General features: G+C 62.8%; 11 protein-coding genes and 2 pseudogenes. 4 read left to right on the top strand and 9 right to left on the bottom strand.

Features of this window, described 5'->3' with window-relative positions:
- Positions 1 to 501 precede the first annotated feature (501 nt).
- A pseudogene (locus GNX96_RS11290) lies at positions 502 to 1,789 on the top strand (IS256 family transposase).
- Positions 1,790 to 2,485: 696 nt separating this feature from the next.
- Here the strand turns inward: GNX96_RS11290 and GNX96_RS50775 are convergent.
- Positions 2,486 to 2,899: a hypothetical protein gene (locus tag GNX96_RS50775; RefSeq protein ID WP_279580000.1), complete on the bottom strand. Its 414-nt coding sequence runs from the start codon at positions 2,897 to 2,899 to the stop codon at positions 2,486 to 2,488.
- A gap of 788 nt (positions 2,900 to 3,687) precedes the next feature.
- Positions 3,688 to 3,912, bottom strand: a pseudogene (locus tag GNX96_RS63145) (hypothetical protein); the annotation flags it as partial.
- Between GNX96_RS63145 and GNX96_RS50770 the strand changes: the two are divergent.
- Positions 3,821 to 4,057: a hypothetical protein gene (locus tag GNX96_RS50770; RefSeq protein ID WP_279579999.1), complete on the top strand. Its 237-nt coding sequence runs from the start codon at positions 3,821 to 3,823 to the stop codon at positions 4,055 to 4,057. The pseudogene GNX96_RS63145 and the gene GNX96_RS50770 overlap by 92 nt on opposite strands.
- 12 nt (positions 4,058 to 4,069) lie before the next feature.
- On the opposite strand, the gene GNX96_RS11275 is transcribed toward GNX96_RS50770, so the two are convergent.
- The 3 genes from GNX96_RS11275 to GNX96_RS11260 form a co-directional block, all read right to left on the bottom strand.
- On the bottom strand, positions 4,070 to 6,094 hold the full coding sequence (locus tag GNX96_RS11275; protein ID WP_163568041.1) for an RHS repeat domain-containing protein: 2,025 nt from the start codon (positions 6,092 to 6,094) through the stop codon (positions 4,070 to 4,072).
- Positions 6,095 to 6,838: 744 nt separating this feature from the next.
- A complete protein-coding gene (locus tag GNX96_RS11265) occupies positions 6,839 to 8,719 on the bottom strand; it encodes a LamG-like jellyroll fold domain-containing protein (protein WP_163568039.1) in 1,881 nt (626 codons plus the stop codon).
- Entirely contained in the window at positions 8,682 to 10,856 is a 2,175-nt protein-coding gene (locus GNX96_RS11260) for a DUF6531 domain-containing protein (protein ID WP_163568038.1), read from the bottom strand. Before GNX96_RS11260 ends, GNX96_RS11265 begins: the two co-directional genes overlap by 38 nt.
- 95 nt (positions 10,857 to 10,951) lie before the next feature.
- Here GNX96_RS11260 and GNX96_RS11255 point away from each other — a divergent pair, with 95 nt between their 5' ends.
- Positions 10,952 to 11,263, top strand: a complete 312-nt coding sequence (locus tag GNX96_RS11255; protein WP_163568037.1) for a hypothetical protein — start codon at positions 10,952 to 10,954, stop codon at positions 11,261 to 11,263.
- Between the two features lie 733 nt (positions 11,264 to 11,996).
- Here the strand turns inward: GNX96_RS11255 and GNX96_RS11250 are convergent.
- The 4 genes from GNX96_RS11250 to treY form a co-directional block, all read right to left on the bottom strand.
- Entirely contained in the window at positions 11,997 to 13,070 is a 1,074-nt protein-coding gene (locus GNX96_RS11250; protein WP_279580013.1) for a thioester domain-containing protein, read from the bottom strand.
- 359 nt (positions 13,071 to 13,429) lie between these two features.
- The gene (locus tag GNX96_RS11245; protein ID WP_163568035.1) at positions 13,430 to 13,816 is read right to left on the bottom strand and encodes an LPXTG cell wall anchor domain-containing protein; all 387 of its coding nucleotides are present in this window, start codon (positions 13,814 to 13,816) and stop codon (positions 13,430 to 13,432) included.
- On the bottom strand, positions 13,813 to 14,388 hold the full coding sequence (locus tag GNX96_RS11240) for a thioester domain-containing protein (protein ID WP_163568034.1): 576 nt from the start codon (positions 14,386 to 14,388) through the stop codon (positions 13,813 to 13,815). The genes GNX96_RS11245 and GNX96_RS11240 overlap by 4 nt, the downstream gene beginning before the upstream one ends.
- A 440-nt stretch (positions 14,389 to 14,828) precedes the next feature.
- Positions 14,829 to 17,147, bottom strand: a complete 2,319-nt coding sequence (gene treY, locus GNX96_RS11235) for a malto-oligosyltrehalose synthase (RefSeq protein WP_163568033.1) — start codon at positions 17,145 to 17,147, stop codon at positions 14,829 to 14,831.
- A gap of 217 nt (positions 17,148 to 17,364) precedes the next feature.
- On the opposite strand from treY, the gene GNX96_RS11230 reads away from it, so the two are divergent.
- A complete protein-coding gene (locus GNX96_RS11230) occupies positions 17,365 to 18,003 on the top strand; it encodes a hypothetical protein (RefSeq protein ID WP_163568032.1) in 639 nt (212 codons plus the stop codon).
- Positions 18,004 to 18,363: the final 360 nt, after the last annotated feature.

The following is an 18,363-nucleotide window of genomic DNA, read 5'->3' as shown; positions in this document are numbered from 1 at the left end:
GCCGTCGCCTGGATGGGAGTAGGTGCCGGCGCCGATTGGTCGTGGCGTTTGGGCTGAGGGATAGCTCCTTGTGAGGGGCCTGGTGGGTTGAGTTGGCCTGTGGGGTCGGCGGCGGATAGAGATGCATCTGTCTCGCAGGCGGTTGTGCAGGTTGTTGTCTTCGCGGCTTCATTTGAGGCAGAGCCGGTTGGGTCGGCGATGGGGGCTTTTGATGCGTCGACTTTTTGGCCGCGGGTGTTGGCATTTGCCCCAGTGGCGGACGGGGGATGGGGGGGTGTTGAGGTTTGCGTGGTGCTGGGCCGCGTTGATTTCGGCTTGTGTCGGTGGCTGGTAGGGCTGCCGTCCTCCGTGGTCACCGCCTGCGCCGTGTCCCGGTCCTGGTCGTTGCCGGGTCGTGGTGTGGTCGTGTCGTAGTTGTGGTCATCGTGGATAGGCGCCGCCGTGTGGTGGGGTGGATCTGGGTCGTCGACTGGCCTGTTGGTTGGTCGGAAGGGACACCGTATGACTCGGAACATTTCGTCTCGTCGTGATGATGAGACGGCGGCGGCTGCGCGGCTGACGGGGGCGCTCTCGACCGCGACGATCGATGCTCTACTAGCGGACGCGAAGGCCACTGGGACGCCGGTAGACGGGGCGAACGGTCTGCTGAACCAGATGACCAAGGCGGTGCTGGATCGGACGTTGCAGGTCGAGATGAGCGACCACCTGGGCTATGAGCACGGCGCGCCGGAGGGACGCGGGTCCGGCAACTCCCGGAACGGGCTAACCCGCAAGACCGTGTCCACGCTCAGCGGCCCGGTCCAGATCGAGGTGCCGCGGGACCGGAACGGGACGTTCGAGCCCACGATCGTACCCAAACGTGCCCGTCGTTTGGGGAATATCGATGACATGATCCTGTCTTTGTACTCGCGAGGAATGACAACTCGTGACATCGAGGCGCATTTACTTGAAATATATGGAGTAAACGCGTCCCGGGAGTTGATCTCGAACATCACCGACGTGGTCGTCGACGAGATCAAGCTGTGGCAGTCACGGCCGCTGGACGAGGTCTACCCGATCCTCTACATCGACGGGATCCGGGTCCGAATCAAGGACAACGGCGTGGTCACCACCAAGGTCGCGTACCTGGCCATCGGAGTGGACGTGGACGGCCGCAAAACACTCCCTCGGATGCTGGATCCAGGACACCGAGGGAGCCAAGTTCTGGGCCAAGGTCCTGACGGACTTGCGCAACCGCGGCGTGCGGGACATCCTCATCGCGTGCTGCGACGGGCTGACCGGGCTCCCGGACGCGATCCGCTCAATCTTCCCTGACACCGTAGTGCAAACCTGCGTCGTGCACGTCATCCGCAACGCCATGCGGTTCGTGTCCTACAAGGACCGCAAACCACTGGCCGCGTCGATGCGCGAGATCTATACCGCGCCCACCCTGGAGGCCGCCGAGCTCGCCCGCGACGCGTTCGCCAAGACCCACGGCAAACAATACCCCGGAGCCGTCGACGTGTGGAACAACGCCTGGAACGACTTCACCCCCTTCCTGGACTACCCCGCAGAACTCCGGAAAATTGTCTACACCACCAACCAAATCGAATCCATCAACTTCCAACTCCGCAAAATCACCAAAAACCGCGGACACTTCCCCGACAAAGACGCAGCCATGAAACTCATCTACCTCGGACTACGCAACATCTCCACCCAACGCGGCGGAGCCTCAGGAACAGGCACCTGGGGCTGGAAAATAGCACTCAACACCCTCACCCAACTATTCCCCGGCCGCCTAACATTCTGATATAATAAGACAAGTAAGCCAATCACCTCCGGCTTACACAGAAATCGTGACAGGCTCGTGCTGGGCGCTCGCCCGCTTGTTCGGGCGGACGGCAGCGACTACCCAAGTCACGCCGCACAAGAAGCCGCCATCGCTGGCTACATCCGCTGGCACAACAAACGCTCTCAACCCAAACACCACTTCGCCATCGGCTCCAAAATTCGCCGACCCGATTACCTACCCAACGTTGCTTGATGAGGCACTAGCTGTCCTCCGGGGGCATCAGTTTAGAACCTTGGTCGCCGTCAGTCGCGTACTTGAGCCTTTTGCAATGGGTACGTTCGTCGAACATTACGCGTTTCCCCGGAGCGGGCCAAAGGCCGATGGAGAATGCTGATCTCCTTCGTCCTCATGCCAGTTGCAGTTGGATGCGACAACATAGTCACGTCCTCCATTGATCAGATAGAGACGTGCGCGTGGCTCAGATCTTAGGTCCTCATCCAAAACGGATGCCTTCTCCTCGGTAGAGGCTAGGTGTATAGTCAGCGACTCATAGAATTCTGATAGGCAGATCCTTGAGACCATAGTAAAAAGTACATCGATCCTATTGGGTGATTGCGCAGGGTCAATACTGCGTAAGAGCAGCGTGGAATGACTCAAGGTGTAGTGCCAAATCCCAAATGGGCGATCCCACGATGCCAAAGCCTCCATGTGGTACTACCTCTCAGGTCTAGGGAAATCGGGTTGGTCTAGCGTCACGACGTGGCCATTCTCATAGAACGTAATACTATCCCATGTCCGGTTGCTCGTCCTTATCGACAGGCCGACCTGATACATCTCCCACTCGGTCGCAAACCAACTGTCACCTGCACCCTGCTTGTATGCATTTGAGAACTTCTCCGAAGGGTTCCTACCTGCAAACCCGTCAAGTTTGATATGAAGCCGAGTGTTCGGGTCGTTCACGGCCGAGCGAACGTCGGCTTTCCAGTCCTTCGAGTGTAGGAAGTGAGTGAAGCCATTTCTGTCGCTGAACTGTTCAAGACTCTCGGCGCTGTTTCCAGTACCACGTAGGCTTCTTCCGCGGATCCCGAGTGCGACATCCTCATTGGAGTTATCAATATCGATGACCACCCCTGCTCCGTCGCGGATGGTGCCGTCGCCTGGGTGGTAGTAGGTGCCGTCGCCGAGGTCAAAGCGTTTGGACTGCTGAGGACTGGTCCTCTGCGACGGACCTGGCGGGTTGAGTTGGGCGGAAGGGTCGGCGCCGGCGATGGATGCTTCGGTGTCGCAGACGACTGTGCAGGTTGTTGTTTTCGCGGCTTCGTCTGATACAGATCCGACTGGGTCGGTGATGGGGGTTTTTGAGGCGCTGACCTTGTTGCCGCGAGAGTTTTTCCTTGGGACTTCAAAGACGAGCGAGGGACCTCTATGTGGAGGTTCAGTAGGTGCTGGAGTGCGTTGAGGTCGGCCTGCGTGGGTGGGCGTACCGGAGACCCGCCGCCCGGGCCGCACATGAACCAGCAGCCGCCTGGCGTTGGATCAGTGCCGCCGTCAGGGCTATTTGGGAAGTGGCGGTATGGGCGCGGGGAGTCGTTCCCAATCAGCCCGCAATAGGCCACACAGCCAAGCGGAGAGGGGCCGCTCCGCTGGAACTGCCGCCGCCGAAATGAGGGAAGTTTGACGGCAGATGCTGGAATATCCACAGAAGAATTCCGGCGGCCGCTCCGGTCGGTCCGAACCCTCCTCCCTCCTCCGCTGCCTTCGCTCGGCACGCGGGGTCGTGGGGCGGTGCCGGTGCAGCAGACTCCGACGGAGCCGCCACCACCGGCGTTGGAGCCGTCGCCGTCGTTCTGGTCTTGGTGGCCGGTGGGGTCGGTGGCGTTCAGGGGGTTGGCGTTGGCGTAGTCGTATCGGTTTGGGGTGTCGGTGGCCGGGTTCAGGGTCCAGGTGTCGCGGCTGGTGAAGGCGCCGGAGGTGGGGTCGTACCAGCGGGATGCGGTGTTGAGGAGGCCGTCGGCGGACCAGCTGGACTGGTAGCCGACCGCGGAGGTGGTGCCGGAGTTGGCGGTGGGGGCGCCGAAGGGGTCGAGGTTGGTGCTGCCGGTGAGAGAACCGGTGGTGGTGGGGTCGACGGCGCCTGTGATGTCGTTGTGTTGGTCGGCGAGCAGCAAGCGGCCGGTGGCGCCTGGGCGGTCGCTGATGGGGCTTCCGGCCGGGTCTCTGTTGATCAGGGACGATCCGCCGCTGCCGGTCGGTACCGTGACCGGGGTGTTGGTGGGGCCGTCGTAGCCGACTGGGGTGTTATTGACGGTCGCTGTGCGGTCGAGGCTGTCGTACGTGAGGGCCGTCGTGTTCGCGCTGGCTCCGCCACCGTTGTCGGTGATCGAGGTCAGCCGCTCGAAGGCGTCCGTCGTGTAGCTGGTGGTCGGTGATCCGGCGCCGGTGCCGGTCACGGTGGCGCGGGTGCCGCGGGCCGTGTACGTGTAGCTGGTTCCGTCCGACGTGGACGAAAGCTCGTTGCGGGCGTCGTAAGCGGCGGTGGTCGTGCTGGTCTGGCCTGAGAGGGTACGGGCGACGGAGGTCCGGTTGCCGGCGTCGTCCCATGAATAGTTGGTGGCCGACGACCCCCGTGTTCCATCCTGTCAGCCGGGCTGAACCGTCGTACGAATACGTGTTTGTCGCTGCTCCGGCGAAACCTGAGGTGGTCTTTCCGGTGAGAAGGTCGTCGTTGTCGTACGAGTACGAAACCGCCGCGCTGGTCGAGCCGCTCGTAGTTTTCGAGGTATCGCTGGCAAGGTCACCGAATGGGTTGTAGCCGTAAGTTCGATTTGCGCCCGTCCCGTAGCTGACTGACGCGAGTTGACCGAGAGCATTCCGCGCGTAAGTCAGCGTCCGGCCGGTTAGCGGATCGGCCGTGGTGGCCAGCTGGCCAGCTTTGTCATAGGTGAATCCAATTGTACCGGCCGCATCGATCCGACTGCTCAACTGGCCGTCGGCGTCGTATCCGAATGTAGTGGGGCTAGCCGCGTTGGCGACATTTGCGGCCGCGCCACCGCCAGACGAGGCCGAGGAGCTGGCGGTGAGTAGTCCACGGTCGTTGTAGCCGTACGTGATAGTGCCGGGGGGGCTGCTGGCCGAGACCAGCCGACTATCCTTGTCCCAAGTCAAAGATCGGGCTGCCGTCGCGTCGGCGCCGGATCCGGTTTGGCTGACGAGGTTGCCAAGCACGTCGTAGGCGCTGGTGGTTGCCACACCGCCTGGCGCGGTTTGTCGAACGTTCTGGCCAGCCGCGTTGTAGCTACTGGTCCAGGTTCGATCGGACGGCGACGAGAAAGTGGATGTCGTGGGTTCGACGACGGATTCGGTCAGCCCCAACGAGTTGTACGTGGTGTCGGTAGCGTTTCCGTTGCCGTCCACCATTCGGGTCTGGTTATCCAAGGCGTCATAGCCCAGACCGACAGTTGTCGTCTTGCCGGTGGAAGGATGGTTGATGACCGAGGTGAGTCTGTTCCCCGCGTCGTACGAATAACCGGTGACGCGTCCTTGCGGACTTGTGGTGGACAGCACGTTGTCGTTGTTGTCGTACGTGCTCGTCGTGACTCGTGGGGCGGGATTTCCTGGACTGCCATCAGGTGCCGAGACGGTGGATTTCGTTGGCCGCCCAGCGAGATCGAAATCCGTATTGGTAGTGACGCCAGTCGGGCTCTTGACCGCCACGGTGCGCCCGGCGAGATCGTAGGTGTAGTCGGTCTCCAGGCCTGTCGGGTCGGTGGTGGCCCTGGGCTGGCCGGCCGCGTTGTACCAGGCCGTCGAAGTATTCCCGGCCGGTGTGGTGAGGCTGGTGAGGTCTCCAGCGTCGCTGTATCCGAGGTGTGTGACGAAATTCGACGGTGAGGTGGCGCGGTCGACGGCGGTGCTGGTGATTTGGAGTCCACGCTCGTCGTAGGTCGCCTCGGTGCGTGCACCAGTTGGGTCCACTGTGGACAGTGTTCGGCCAGCGCGATCGTAGCCAACAGTGGTGACACCGGCGTCCTGTCCGGGGAGGGCAGGATCGGTCTGCGTGATCGGTCGGCCGTAGAGATCGTACGAATAGGTGGTTTGATGACCGAGCGGGTCGGTTGTGCTGATCGGGAGACCGCTGGTGTTGTAATCGGTCTTCGTGGTCGGCGTGATCGGTTGCCCGCCTGGCGGTGTATAGGTCGGGCCGGCGATCATCGTCGGGTCGCCGTGAACATTGCGCGTGATGCTGGTCAGAACGCCGTTCGCATCGCGCTGCTGAGTCGGCTCACCGAATGTGTTGTAGCCGTAGGAGATCGTCGGTCGCACGTTGTCGGTACGTATACCAGCCGTCCACGTGCTGACGGCGGGCGAGGCTTGGGACGAGAGTGCTCCGGTGATGTCGTAGGCGAAAGTGGTGATCCCGCCGGCGGGATCGGTGACAGTAAGCGGAAGACCACGAGTATCTCGAGTCGTGGTCGTCGTACGCTGATGGGTGGCGTCGACAACCTGACTGTCGGTGAGGACATTTCCGGCAGCGTCGTAGGTGGAATGAGTGGTCTCGGACCGATCCGGACTTCGTCTCCAGTAGCGACTGCCTCGACGATGTTGCCATCGGCGTCAAGGGTGAAATTCGATGTGCGCCAAGGCGTGAGGACTGCCGGTTTGGCCGCTCGATTTGCGTGTGCCTGAGCGCTCGCCGACGTATCGATCGAATCGACGTCCTCGACACTGAGCGAGGCCGATTTCTGATTGCCCGCTGGATCATAGGTGTATGACGTGTTCCAACGACCCGGTCCCTCGATCAGGCTCGGTTGTCCAGCAGTGTCGTAATACCTATATGAGAGAGGGAGATCTTCTGCAGCTATCGTTCCGCCCTCGGTATACCCGGGGAGGGTCTCCGACTGGGGTAGGTCATTGTCCCAGTACGTGAATGCATGCGTGACGCCCATCGCGTCGATTGCTTGAGCAAGACGGCCGGCATGGTCGTACGCCCGAGACTCCAACATCAGGCTTGTCGCGGATGGGTTCTGCGGATCTACGCCGTCGCCGGTAGCTGTCGTGGTCAGCAGTTCATGCCGGTCGTTGTAGGTGGTACTGAGATGGAGCCCTGTCTCGGTGACAGCTGGTCGGGTCCCCTCGGGTGTCGTACCCGGTGGTTTCGGTTGTCCCGCCGGGCGAAACAGCTGTGCTTAGTCGACCACGATCGTCATACGTGTATGACCAGATGCGATCGGCGTCATGCCCGCCGGTGTCGCTGGCTACCAGCTTCGTTACTTGGCCGTCGTCGGCGTACGCGTATGTGGCATGCGCAGTGTGCGTGACGCCAGTCAGCGAGTTTCCTATGGATGGACTGGTAATCGTTGCCAGGTTCGACAGGCCTGCAAACGTATAGTTGACCGTCCCGTAGTCATGGGCGCCGTCGTGACTGTTGATCGAGGTGACCCGTCCGAGCCCGTCGTAGCCATAATGAGTGACCAAACCGAGAGGGTTTGTGCTGTCGCTGACGTCGCCAGTTGCGGTGTAGGTCAGTGTGGTGTTCTGATTTCGTCGTCCGGCGACAGCGACGAGTTGGCCGAAGGATCCGACCGATGTGTTGGTTCCGTACGCGTACGTCGTCACGGGGTGGGTCGTGCCGGCCGCGTCGAACGCCGGCTCAGTGACAGTCAGAGGCTGACCGTTGGTGTTGTAGGTATAGGTAGTGCAGTAGGTTTGGTCGTCTTGGTCACTGCTGCGCGCGTCGCAGCAGGACTCGGTCAACTTGTCGTTTCGTGGATCAAGCGCATTGCTTGTGTTGAGATAGTAAGCGTAGTAGCTGGTTGAGCATCCGCCTGCCGCAGCTTGACTGGCATCCTGGCACGTCGTACGGGACAGCGTGTTGCCGCGCGGATCCGTCGTTCGTACGGTCGAATGCCCATTTTCGTCGGTGACGCCGGTGGCGAAGCCGTCGTCGTTGTATGCCCAACTGGTCGGGCCGTCGCCGTCGGTACGTTTGACCGCCCTGCCGCCGTGATCCACGTCGAAAACGGAGGTGATATTTGAGCGGGTGTCCGAATGCAGCGTGACCGACCGTTGCGGGGACACCTCGTCCCCGGGGTTGGCGGGCGCTGGAGTGTCGACGGTTGGATCGTCAAGTGTCCAGTTTCCACCGTTGGAGTCGGTGAGCGTGGTGACTCGTTCGGTGGTGGCTCCGTAGTTGATGGACGCGTACCGGTGGCCCGGCAGGTCCACAGTGGTCAGTTTGCTCATTGACGTACGAGCGGCGTAGTGCGCGGCGACTTCGCTGGCGCCAAGCGGATGCCAATAGATGGCCAGGTCGTCGATGGTGCCGGTGAAAGGGTCATAGCCATCGACCGCGGACGGCCAAGAGGTGGTGCGGGTGGTGCCGAGGAACATCTTGGTGATGTCCTGATGGTCGATCAGGCCGGACAGCGTGCCCTGGGCGACTCCGTCGAGATAGAGCGTCTGGGTGTTGATCGCCCCGGAAATCACCGCGTGGTGCCAGTTTCCGTCGTTGACGGTCGCTGCTGACGTGATCGGACTGACGCTGCCCTGCGACCATTCGCCACGCAGTTTGCCGTCGGTTCCCACGTAAAGAACCGGTTCGAAACGGGTTGGCGTGTCCGTGAGTCCGGTGTTTTGCTGGCCCAGCAGCACACCGCTGCCGGTGGTCTTGAACCAGAGCTCCGCGGAAAGGGACAGGGCCGGGCTGGCAAGCTTGTCCGGCAACGAAGCCGTGCTCGGGCCGTTGCCGCCCAGGCCGGTTGGGTCGAATCCGCCGGCGTCGAAAGCGGCCGCCGTGTCGTCGCCGCCTGTCGCGCCGGCGGCGCCGAGGCGGACATTGTCGTACGCTACCTGATCAGCGCCGAGCTTATGGGCGACGATGCTGGACCCGCTAGCTGAGTCGGCGTTGTCGTCAAGCCGCCAGTAGGCATACGGGTTGTCGTCCAGCACCGTGCTCCGGTAGCGGGTGCCGTCCTGATATTGATAAATCGTGCAGGAGCCGGCGGACAATGGCGTGCAGGCCTTGGTAAGGGCGCCATTGGTGTATGCGTACGTCCAGGTCAGCGGTGGAGCATTCGCGTTCGCCGGATCTGTGCTGACCGACGTGACGTGCCCGTGCCCGCTGTCCCCAGCTGATGTGCAGAGCCCGGCCAGAGGTCGTGTCGACGATCGTCGCTATTTTCCCGTTGCTGTCGTACGTCCAGGTTTGAGTGTGTCCAGCGCTGTCCACAATAGATATCAGGTGGCCGACGGAGTCGAAGATCGTTCGCTGGCCGCTCGGATCGGTCAAGGTGTATTCGCTGTTGGAGGGCGAGTAAACCAGCGTTGTGTTGCGACCTTCCGGCGGTGCGTAGGTTCCGTCAGGATTCTTGCCGAACCTGGTCTCGCGGCCATCTGATCCAGTTACGACGACATTGCCGGACCCGTCCGTGTCGGACCGAAGTCCGGTGTCCAGAAGCGAAGACCAGCCGGGTCCGAACGCTCCGGTGGTGCGCGAATCGGACGAGTTGTACGACCGGGCAACCGATAACGCGGGGCCCGGCACGTCGATGGACGCGTCGACCGTCTGCGTTGTGTAGTTTCCGATCTGTGCATCCAACCCAGGCGCTCCGCGAGGATCGCTGTTCGACAGATGGCTGGCGATCTCAGGCTGTGGCGCTTGGGTGGTCAGCCAGATCGGGTCCGATATTGGACCATTGGTGACTTGATCAGTGGCCTGCACTGTCCAGAAGTATTTGGTTCCCCACTTCAAGGTCCCCGCAGGCGGTGTCCAGGTTTGCGGCAGTTGCCAGCCTGATGACGCACATCCGACCGGCGCATCGGGGCTTCCGCCGCAGATCTTGAACGAGTATTTCCGTGCGTTGTTCGGCGGTGATCTGTCCGGGTCCACGCTCTCGGCGTACAGGGTCGGCGTCAAAGAAGACACGACGGCGCCCGAGCCGGGCTGGTTCGCGGTGACCGCGGGTGCCACATTGCCCACCGAGAACGGCACGACGCCGAAAGGAACAGTGTACGTACTCGAGAAGAACTGGCCCGATGCATTGCTCATATCAAGCCATAAGTCATATTGACTGGGTGGGAGTGGCGGCACGGTGATGGTGATGGCGGCGTCGCTGCGGGGGGCAGCGTCACCGTTGGTGCGAACCGGTACGTGCCTGGGCCGACGACCAGCGTCGATCCCTTCATCACCCGGAAAGTCAGCTTCCAGGCGCCGTTGGCCGGCCAGGTGGACGAACCCCAGTTGTAGACGACGACATCGAGATTTCCGGACTGTGTGTTGGTGACAGGCGGATTGAAGACCGGATTCCTGATCTCGTACGACGCGCCTTCTGGCTGGTAGGTGACATCCAGGTAGGGAATGTTGGCTGACACCGGCGACTGCGCCGACGCGAACTTCTTCCAGTCGTTGTTGTCGGTCGTGCTTGCCCGGAGTGTGAAGCCGTACACCGCGATCTTTCCCGTGCGACCACTGCGTCATCAGGTCGGCGTCTACCGGAAAGCCTTCACGCGCTGAAGGACACGATGAGTTATAGCCGTGCGCGAAGGACTTCGTGTTGCCGAGATGCGTGTTGTATGCCGCACCTGGCCACGACTTCAGGGTCGACCCAGCCCACGATCCGGTGACTGGGAACATTGTCACGGCGGAGGCTCGGCACGAGTACGACCAGGTCTCGGTCACATTGACGGTCGCGGCGACAATGTACTTGTTCCGGATGTTCGGCAGGACGGAGTTGAAATCGATGTAGGCGGCCGCGTTGTGTCCGCCGCTGTCGTCGGTGTAGTGACCGACCTTGACCTCGGCTTCACTGGAGTGGTCAGCCACATATGGCGACTGGACATAGGTGTCGTCCGCGTCCGCGTTCGTACGGACAGTGGGGTCGACCACCACGGGAAACTGACGGGCCGGATCGTGCAGCCACGCCGAGTCCAGAGTGACCTGCAGGATCCACTGGCCGTCGCGCTGCGACAGCGTATAGGCCACCGCATGGGAAATCTCGCCGTCACCGGTGACTGGGCTGACCTTGGAGTCCTCCATCCATCCCGCCGGAATCCAGGCGCGCTCCACCCCGCCGGCGTCTTTGAGCACGACTGCGCCCCGACGCGGAATCCATCGACGGGGCCAGTCCGGTGAGGTTCAGGGGGAACGACCAACTCGAGGGCGCGTCGGCGGAGGAGAGAACGATGTTCTCCTTGACGCCGTCCGACGATGCTGCAAGCCGCAGGTTCGCATCCGGGCGAATGTCGTTGAATGTCAAGGAACTGCCGTCCGGGGCGGTCACTCCGGACACCGCAGCGGCGCCGTCGACGCCGAAACTCACTGAGGTGGGGCCGGTGGTGACTGTTGCCAGTGAGGGATCGGTGCCGGTGGTGCCGAAGCTCGTCGTGACACCGGAATCAGCCGGCACCAAACGGCTGGCGCTCGGCTTCAGTCGTAGGTCAAGCGGGACCATCGCGCCTGAGGACTGGTCGCGGACATTCGCCGTGCCAGCGTAAAACCGCAGCGTGTGGGTGCCGTCAGGGTTGGTGAATTCGGTTTGTCGGGACGTACGCGCGCCCGGAATCTCCCTTGACGCTGTAGTCATCCCGGTCGAGGGCCGCGTCTTCTTTGTCATAGCACCGACGTGCTGCGGCGCGGGCTTCGGCTTGGGGGGCAGGACGGGAGACGAATACTTCGTCTGGGGTGGCACAGCGCCCCGCACAGCGGGGGGGACTTCACCGCTCCGCCCAGGTGTTTGTCGGTCGCCGAAGTGGCAACCTTTGATGAGCGACCGGCGGCTGTTCCGGTCAGTTGTGTTGGTGCGCTGGCGGATCCGCCGGTAGATCGTGCAACCGCCGCGCCGGCTGGTGGCTGAAGTCCCGGCATTAGTTGAACCACCAGAAGAACAGCCAGAGCGCACGCCAAAACCCGCAAACGAGACATGCTCGCCCGCCTTCCCCGTGAAAGCCAACTGAACAGCCAGCAGAAAGTAACAGGGAGGGATGACAATCGGAAGGGAAAATTTCGATTCGGTCACGAAGTCATGGAACAAAAGCCTCGAGTGGGTAGTCGAGGTGGAAAACATCGGCTTAGATGCGCCTCAGCGCAACGAGTCGGTGGTTAATGAGTCCTTATTCAAGGGTAAAGAAGACCAGGGAAAACGCTCAGGCCCCGATGCGTCGGGGGAGACGCGATCGGGGCCTGAGTGTGCACTCCCGGTTGGGGGAACCGGGATTCAGCGGGGTTTAGCTATGCGGTGCGCTTCCGACGAGCGACGAAGAACAGGCCGCCACCGATCAGGAGCAGGACCGCGCCGATGCCGCCGAAGAGGGCGACGTTCGTACCGGTGACCGGGAGGCTGGCGCCAGCCGGGCTGGTGGAGACCGACACGGTCGGCGGGGCCGCCTGCGACGGGCTCGCGCTCGGGGTCGGCTGGGTGCCGCCCTTGGTCCAGCTCGCCCAGACCATCTTCTTGGCCGAAACCGGTGTGGTGGTGGCAGTGATCAGGGTCTGCGTGACCACGTTGTCGCCACGGAACAGGCGGCCGGTTTCGATGGCAGCCGACTGCAACGCACCGGTGATGGTGGCCTTGCCAGCCGCCGCGCTGGCGGGAACCTTCAGATACGCCTTGCCGCCGTTGGCCACCGAGGTGATGGCGTCGCCGTTGGCATCGACGAGCTTGACGCCCGCCGGGCCCTTGACGGTCAACGGAACGGATTTCGTGCTGGACTTGACGACGAAGGGGCCGATGAGCTTGCCGGCGGTGCCGGTTGCCTTGGCCGGGGTGATGTCCAGGGTCGGAGCCGGCTGAGCGGCCTCGCCGACGTTGGCCACGCCGGTGAGGTAGTTGTAAAGGGCGACCACCTGGGCGTCGTTAGCGCCGTGCTTGCCGCCGGTGGCGAGGTCGACACCGTTGCTGAAGTGCCAGATGGCGGCCTGCGTGCCAGCGATCGCCTCTTGCTCGGTCAGACCCTTGATGAGGGCCGCCGCGCCAACCTTGTCCACGGCCAGGTTCGGGAAGGAGTGCTGCAGGATCCACAGAACCTTGTCCGGCTGGGAGAACTTGTCACCCTTGTTGGGGTAGTTGGCCCAGTCGTCTTCGACCATCGCGGCGTCGCCTGCGGTCTCGACCTTCTGGTCGATGCAGTACGTCTGCACCACCTTGCCGCCGTTGTTGAGCTGGATGTTGATCAGAGCGGTGTAGAAAGGCTTCTTGGCGCCGTTCAGCTGAACGGGCAGGCCCTTGGCGCCAACGCCAGCCAAGTGACCCGTGGCGCCGGGCGCCGCGTACGCCGGGCCTGCCGTCATCGTGATGACGAACACCGCGAGCAACGCGGCAGCTACTTTCAGAACCCTCGTGAATAGTTGCCGGGATGCACTTCGCATATGCCGGGTCTCCTCGCCGTTGAGGCCGTTGTAGGGATGCCAGCTAACAAAGCTGGCGCAATACATATACACGGAGCGGATTGCGGTGTTACCACCGACACGCCATTTTGTTCCCGACCAGGGAAAACGCAGGCCGCGTGTACGCTTTGTCCTATTCATAACAAAAATGCTGATTAGCTATAAATAGCGATGATCATCTGGAACGCATAAGTCACCTAAACACCGGAGCCCCGGCCGAAATGACCGGGGCTCCGAGTGTGCGTGCCCGATGAGGAATCCGGGCATGCAGGTTTTCCTTACGCGGAACGCTTCCTGCGGGCGAAGAAGAACAGGCCGCCACCCAACAGGAGCAGGGCCGCGCCCACCGCGCCGAACAGGGCCACGTTGGTGCCGGTGATCGGCAGGCTGCCGGACGCCTCACTCACCGCGGTGCTCGGGGTCGGCTTCGCGGTGCTGCCCGGTGCGCTCTGGGTCGGCTTGCCGGTGGTGCCGCCCTTGTCGCCGCCACCCCAGGTCACGACGACCGTGATCAGCACCGGAGCCTGGCCCTCGCCAGCGGTGATGACCGGCTGCGCCTTGAGGTTGCCGACGCTGTGGAAAAGCCGGCCAGCGGAGATCAGGCCGAGGTCGACACTGGCCCGGATGGTGGCCTTGCCGGCCTTCAGGCCGGCCGCGACCTTCACCCACACCTTTTTTCACCGTTGATGACCTGGTGGACCGTCTTGCCCTGCGCGTTGACCAGCTGCACACCGGAAATCGCGGTGAGGGTCAGCGGGACCAGCCGCGCGGTCGTACGAACCAGGAACGGGCCGAACTTGTCACCGGCGAGGCCGGCGGTCGGGCCGGCCGGGATCAGGCTCAGCGAAGAGATCGGCTGCAGCGCGTCACCGATGTTCGCGCCACCCACAAGGAAAGCGTAAAGCTGCAGAACGATCAGGTTGTTGTGCGCGCTGTCCGGGTTGATGCCGTTGGTGAAGTGCCAGATCGCCAGCTGGGTGGCGGCGATGGCCTCTTTTTCGCTGATCAGCTGGATGCCGGCAAGCTTCTGCAGGCTGAGCAGGCTGGTCACCGTCGGGTACGAGTGGTGCACGATCCAGTTCACCTTGGAGAACTGGACGCTGATGCCGGCCGCGGCACCGGAGTAGCCGGCCCAGTCATCCTCGACCAGGGCAGCCTGGACCTTCACCTGGATGGAGAAGTCGGTGCAGTACGACGGAACGAGAGTGCCGTTCGACAGCTGCAGCTTCTGCAGCATCGTGGACCTTCTTGCCAGCGACGAACACGTCCTGGCCGGGAACGGCCTTGGTCGGCTCAACCGTGGCATTGGCGCCGGGGGTCTTTGCGACCTGGGTTTTCGCGGTCGAGTCCGCGAAGGACGGGCTGGCGCCCATCGTCAGTGCGAACACCGCGAGCAACGCTGCGGCTACTGCGAGAGTTTTTCTTGCTAGGTGCCTGGGTGTGCTGTGCATATGGCCAAATCTCCTCGCCGTTGAGAGGCCGTTGAGGGGGAACCAGCCAGAGAGCTGGCACCATAGATATACACAGCCGCTCGTTGGGCTTTGCAGGCAGATCCCCAAAAGTCGGTTGACCTGCGGAAAAAGAAAAAAATTTCGATTTGGTACGCAACCTTTTCGGGTAGGCCTGAAACGTCCCATTTAGAATGGTTTTTCAGGGATATCTCTGGGTAATTGTTCGTCAGCTGCGAGTAAGTAGAGCGATGGGAAGATGCTCGAGGAGCGCCGACATCCCCACGGATTCCCGAAAGTCGCTGCCCGTCAGCGCATCCGTCCAGGTCCCGGCGGGCAATGCCAGCTCGGTGTCCAGCCATCCGCCTTTGTCATGCAAACCGGCCGGCAGTCTGGTGGCGACCGCGATGGCCTTTGGGGCACCAAAAACATCCCGGCGACAGAAGGAAATCGCGTGGTCCGCGGCGTGTCGACTTGCTATCAGCGGTTGATAGCCGCCGCCGACGTACGTGTCGGGGTCCGTGTGGCGGGCCCGGAGTGCGCGCGAGATGAGCCAAAGTTTGGCTGCACCACTGGCATCCACAGCTGGTGGCCGGTTGCGGTCATTATGCTCGCCAAGCATTTTCCGCCGCAGAGCGAAATCCACCGGTCGCCGATTGTCCGGGTCGACCAGCGAATCGTCCCAGAGTTCGCAGCCGGCGTACGTGTCGGGAACCCCAGGTCCGGCCAGTTGCAGCAGGGTGGCGCCCAGCGAGTTCGACCAGCCGTACTGCGCGATAGTGCCAACGAAAGCGCCGATCCGGGCGGCCAGCGGTCCATTGAGGACAGTGTCCAGCCAGTCGTGCAACCGCTTCTCGAAGTCGGTGTCGACGGCGTCCCAGTTGGTCACCAGACCAGCTTCGCGGACGGCTTTTTCGGCGTACGCGTGCATTCGCCGCGGATCGGGACGGTCGGCTCCGTCCGCCGGCCACACGCCGACGAGGGTTTGCCAGAGCAGGTAACCAATGCTCGGTTCTGGCGGTGCGGCGATCGCGTTCCAGCTGTCGACAGCCTCCGCCCAAGCGGCCGGGATCTCTGACAGGACAGCGATTCTTGCCCGTACGTCCACTGCCCGTTTGGTGTCGTGAGTGGACAGTGTGGTCATGCCAGCTGGCCATCGTAGCGCCTGCTCGGCCAGCCCGAGGTGGAATTCTCCAGGAGTGACCGCGAATCTGCGCGGATCGCCGCCGACCTCGTTGAGCGAGGTCAGTCGGGTCGTACGGTAGAACAGCTTGTCCTCAATGGACTTGGCGGTGATCGCGCCAGTGGTCTGGTGGAACCGCGTGGTGGCCTCACCATCGGTGGCTAGCACCGCGGCGACAACTGAGAGCGCCGACTCCAAATGAGGAGATCGGTGGGCGGCCTCCGCCACTGCGGCGGTGAGCTCGCCCGTGGTGCACGGATAGTCGGCTCGATAGACCGGAACGCAGGCAGCCAGTTCGGCCAGCGCCTCGACGCAGTTCGGTACGTCACCTATCAGGCGGGCGATCCGGCGGAGCTCAGGGCGCAGTCCGGTGCTGGCGGTGTCGAGCTTCAGGTCGTGCTCCGCGCGGTCCAGGCTGGCTCGGTCGCCGGGATCCGCGGTCAGTCGCTCGGAAAGGTCGGTTAGTGCACCTTCGCCAGCGGGATCAACAAAAACACCATCGAGCAGTCGCATCACCTGGTAGCCAGTGGTGCCGGCGACCGGCAGCCCAGGCTCCAGTTTCTCGTCCGTGGCCAGGATTTTCTCGATGACGATCCAGGCCGCCGGAATGGCTTCGGCGAGTTTCGCGAGGTAGCCGGACGGCGACGCCATGCCGTCCGGGTGGTCGATGCGAAGCCCGTCGATTTGGCCGGCAACGACTCGGGGGAGCAGTTGTTGATGGCAGGCCTGGAAAACTTCGGCGTCCTCCTGGCGTACCGCAGCGAGCGTGTTCACCATGAAAAATCGCCGATAACCCACTTCGCCGGCATTCCACGGCACTAGCTGGTAATGCTGTTGGTCGTGCACCTCGGCCGGGGAGCCGGTGCCGGTGCCGTCGGCGATCGGCAGCCGGTGTTCGCCGTACGCCAATTCGCCGTTCTCGACCCGAAGTTTGCCGAGTTCTCCCGGCTCGGCGCCGAGAATGGGCAGCGCGATGCGCGGCCGGGTCCAGTCAATGTCGAAATAATGCGCGTACGCGGAATGGCGACCGTTTTTCAGTACGTCCCACCACCACGCGTTTTGTTTCGGGATTTGCACGCCCATGTGGTTCGGCACCACGTCCACGACAATGCCCAGGCCGGCCGCGTGCAGCCGCTCGACCAGCGCGTCGAAACCGTCCGGCCCGCCGAGGTCGGCGGAGATCCGGGTCGGGTCGACCACGTCGTAGCCATGGGCGGATCCGGCGGTGGCTTGCAGGATGGGGGAGGCGTAAAGGTGGCTCACGCCCAGCTCGGCGAGATAGTCCACCAGTTCGGCGGCGGCCGCGAAGTCGAGCTCGCGGCGCAACTGCAGGCGGTAAGTGGACAGCACGGGCCTGGTCGTCACAGGTGCAACCTCCGTCGTCGGGTTTCCTCCACCGTACGGGCCGGCCGTTTTCGACACACTTCGCCAACCAGACTTTGACAGGTCTCACCTTTTCGCGGCTGGCGATGGGGTCAACCGCTTCCCCATCCTCGGGTTATCCCTATCAGGGAAGAGCCAGGGTTGACGTCAGGGCGGCCACCGAGTGACGGCGCCTTCAGCGCGCTGTCAGTCTTTCGCCATGACTTCCTTGACTGGCCGGCTGGACGCCTCGACTTCCTCGCTGAGCACTGTGTTGCCGTTCGTCGGCGCGCCTGCCTGTTTCCTCGCTGGCTGGGTGCTCCTGCGCCCGATTGGCGGGCAGGCGGAGCCGGGTGGTTGGTGGACCGCCTCACATGCCATGTGGCTTGTTGGCTTCCTGCTTTTTCTGGTGATGGCATTGCAGTTCCGCTGGGCAGCCGCGGCGCGTACGACTGGACAGCGAATCGCGGTGACAGCCTGCGTGGTGGTGGTCGGCCTGAGCGCCATCGCCAACGCCGTCCAAGTCACCCTTGACCTGGTCGGCGGTTTCCAGGCCGGCAACCGAGCCGATCTGCAGCACGCGTTCGCCGCATTCCAGCGAATCCCCGGCGTGTCAGCGGTCTTCTACGGAGTAGGTGCTCAGGTGATTTTCCTCGGCCTGCTGGTTTTCGCGGTCATGGTGTCGACAATCCGACGCGCTGGCTGGTGGAGCACCGCGCTGGTCGTCGTGGGTACGCTCGTGATGAGCGTCGGGACCCTCGGCTTCGGCCGGAACAACTGGTTGGTCCCGGTCGGAATGGTGGGCCTGCTCCTTGGATTCGCCGGCCTCACCCGACTATTCCATTCACCAGCCGAATAGCCGCGCCGCACGGTGGGACGTTTGACGGGCGAAGCGGGCCGCTGGCTTCTTGGGTGGTGTGCGCGGTCGGCTGCCCTGTCGATCATTGTTCCGCGGATCGACGGCAGGCACGCTTCGAGCGTTCACATATTTCCCTTTGCCAAAAGGGAGGTGGGTATCCGTTCAGCGGAGAATGGAGTCACCATGAAGAGTGGAAACGCAAGACGACTCGTCGCGGTCGCTGTTGGTGCGTTCGCCGCCCACTAACTGACCAACGTTCGAGTCGCCATCTCTCGACGCCGCGGGCGGCTCGTACGACTAATCACGATTCTGATATGGATGGACCCGATCGTCGCGCGGGAGATCGGACTCCGGAGCGGC

The organism is Fodinicola feengrottensis (genome assembly GCF_010993775.1).
Lineage (GTDB): Bacteria > Actinomycetota > Actinomycetes > Mycobacteriales > HKI-0501 > Fodinicola > Fodinicola feengrottensis.
The sequence above is the reverse complement of the archived record's forward strand: the minus strand, read 5'-3'. Positions and strand labels throughout refer to the sequence as shown.

What these genes read in the sequence shown, in the direction of transcription:
- GNX96_RS11255 (WP_163568037.1), top strand. Translation starts at nt 10,952, where the DNA reads ATGTTCTCCTTGACGCCGTCCGACGATGCTGCAAGCCGCAGGTTCGCA.
- GNX96_RS11240 (WP_163568034.1), bottom strand. Translation starts at nt 14,388, where the DNA reads ATGCTGCAGAAGCTGCAGCTGTCGAACGGCACTCTCGTTCCGTCGTAC.
- GNX96_RS11230 (WP_163568032.1), top strand. Translation starts at nt 17,365, where the DNA reads ATGACTTCCTTGACTGGCCGGCTGGACGCCTCGACTTCCTCGCTGAGC.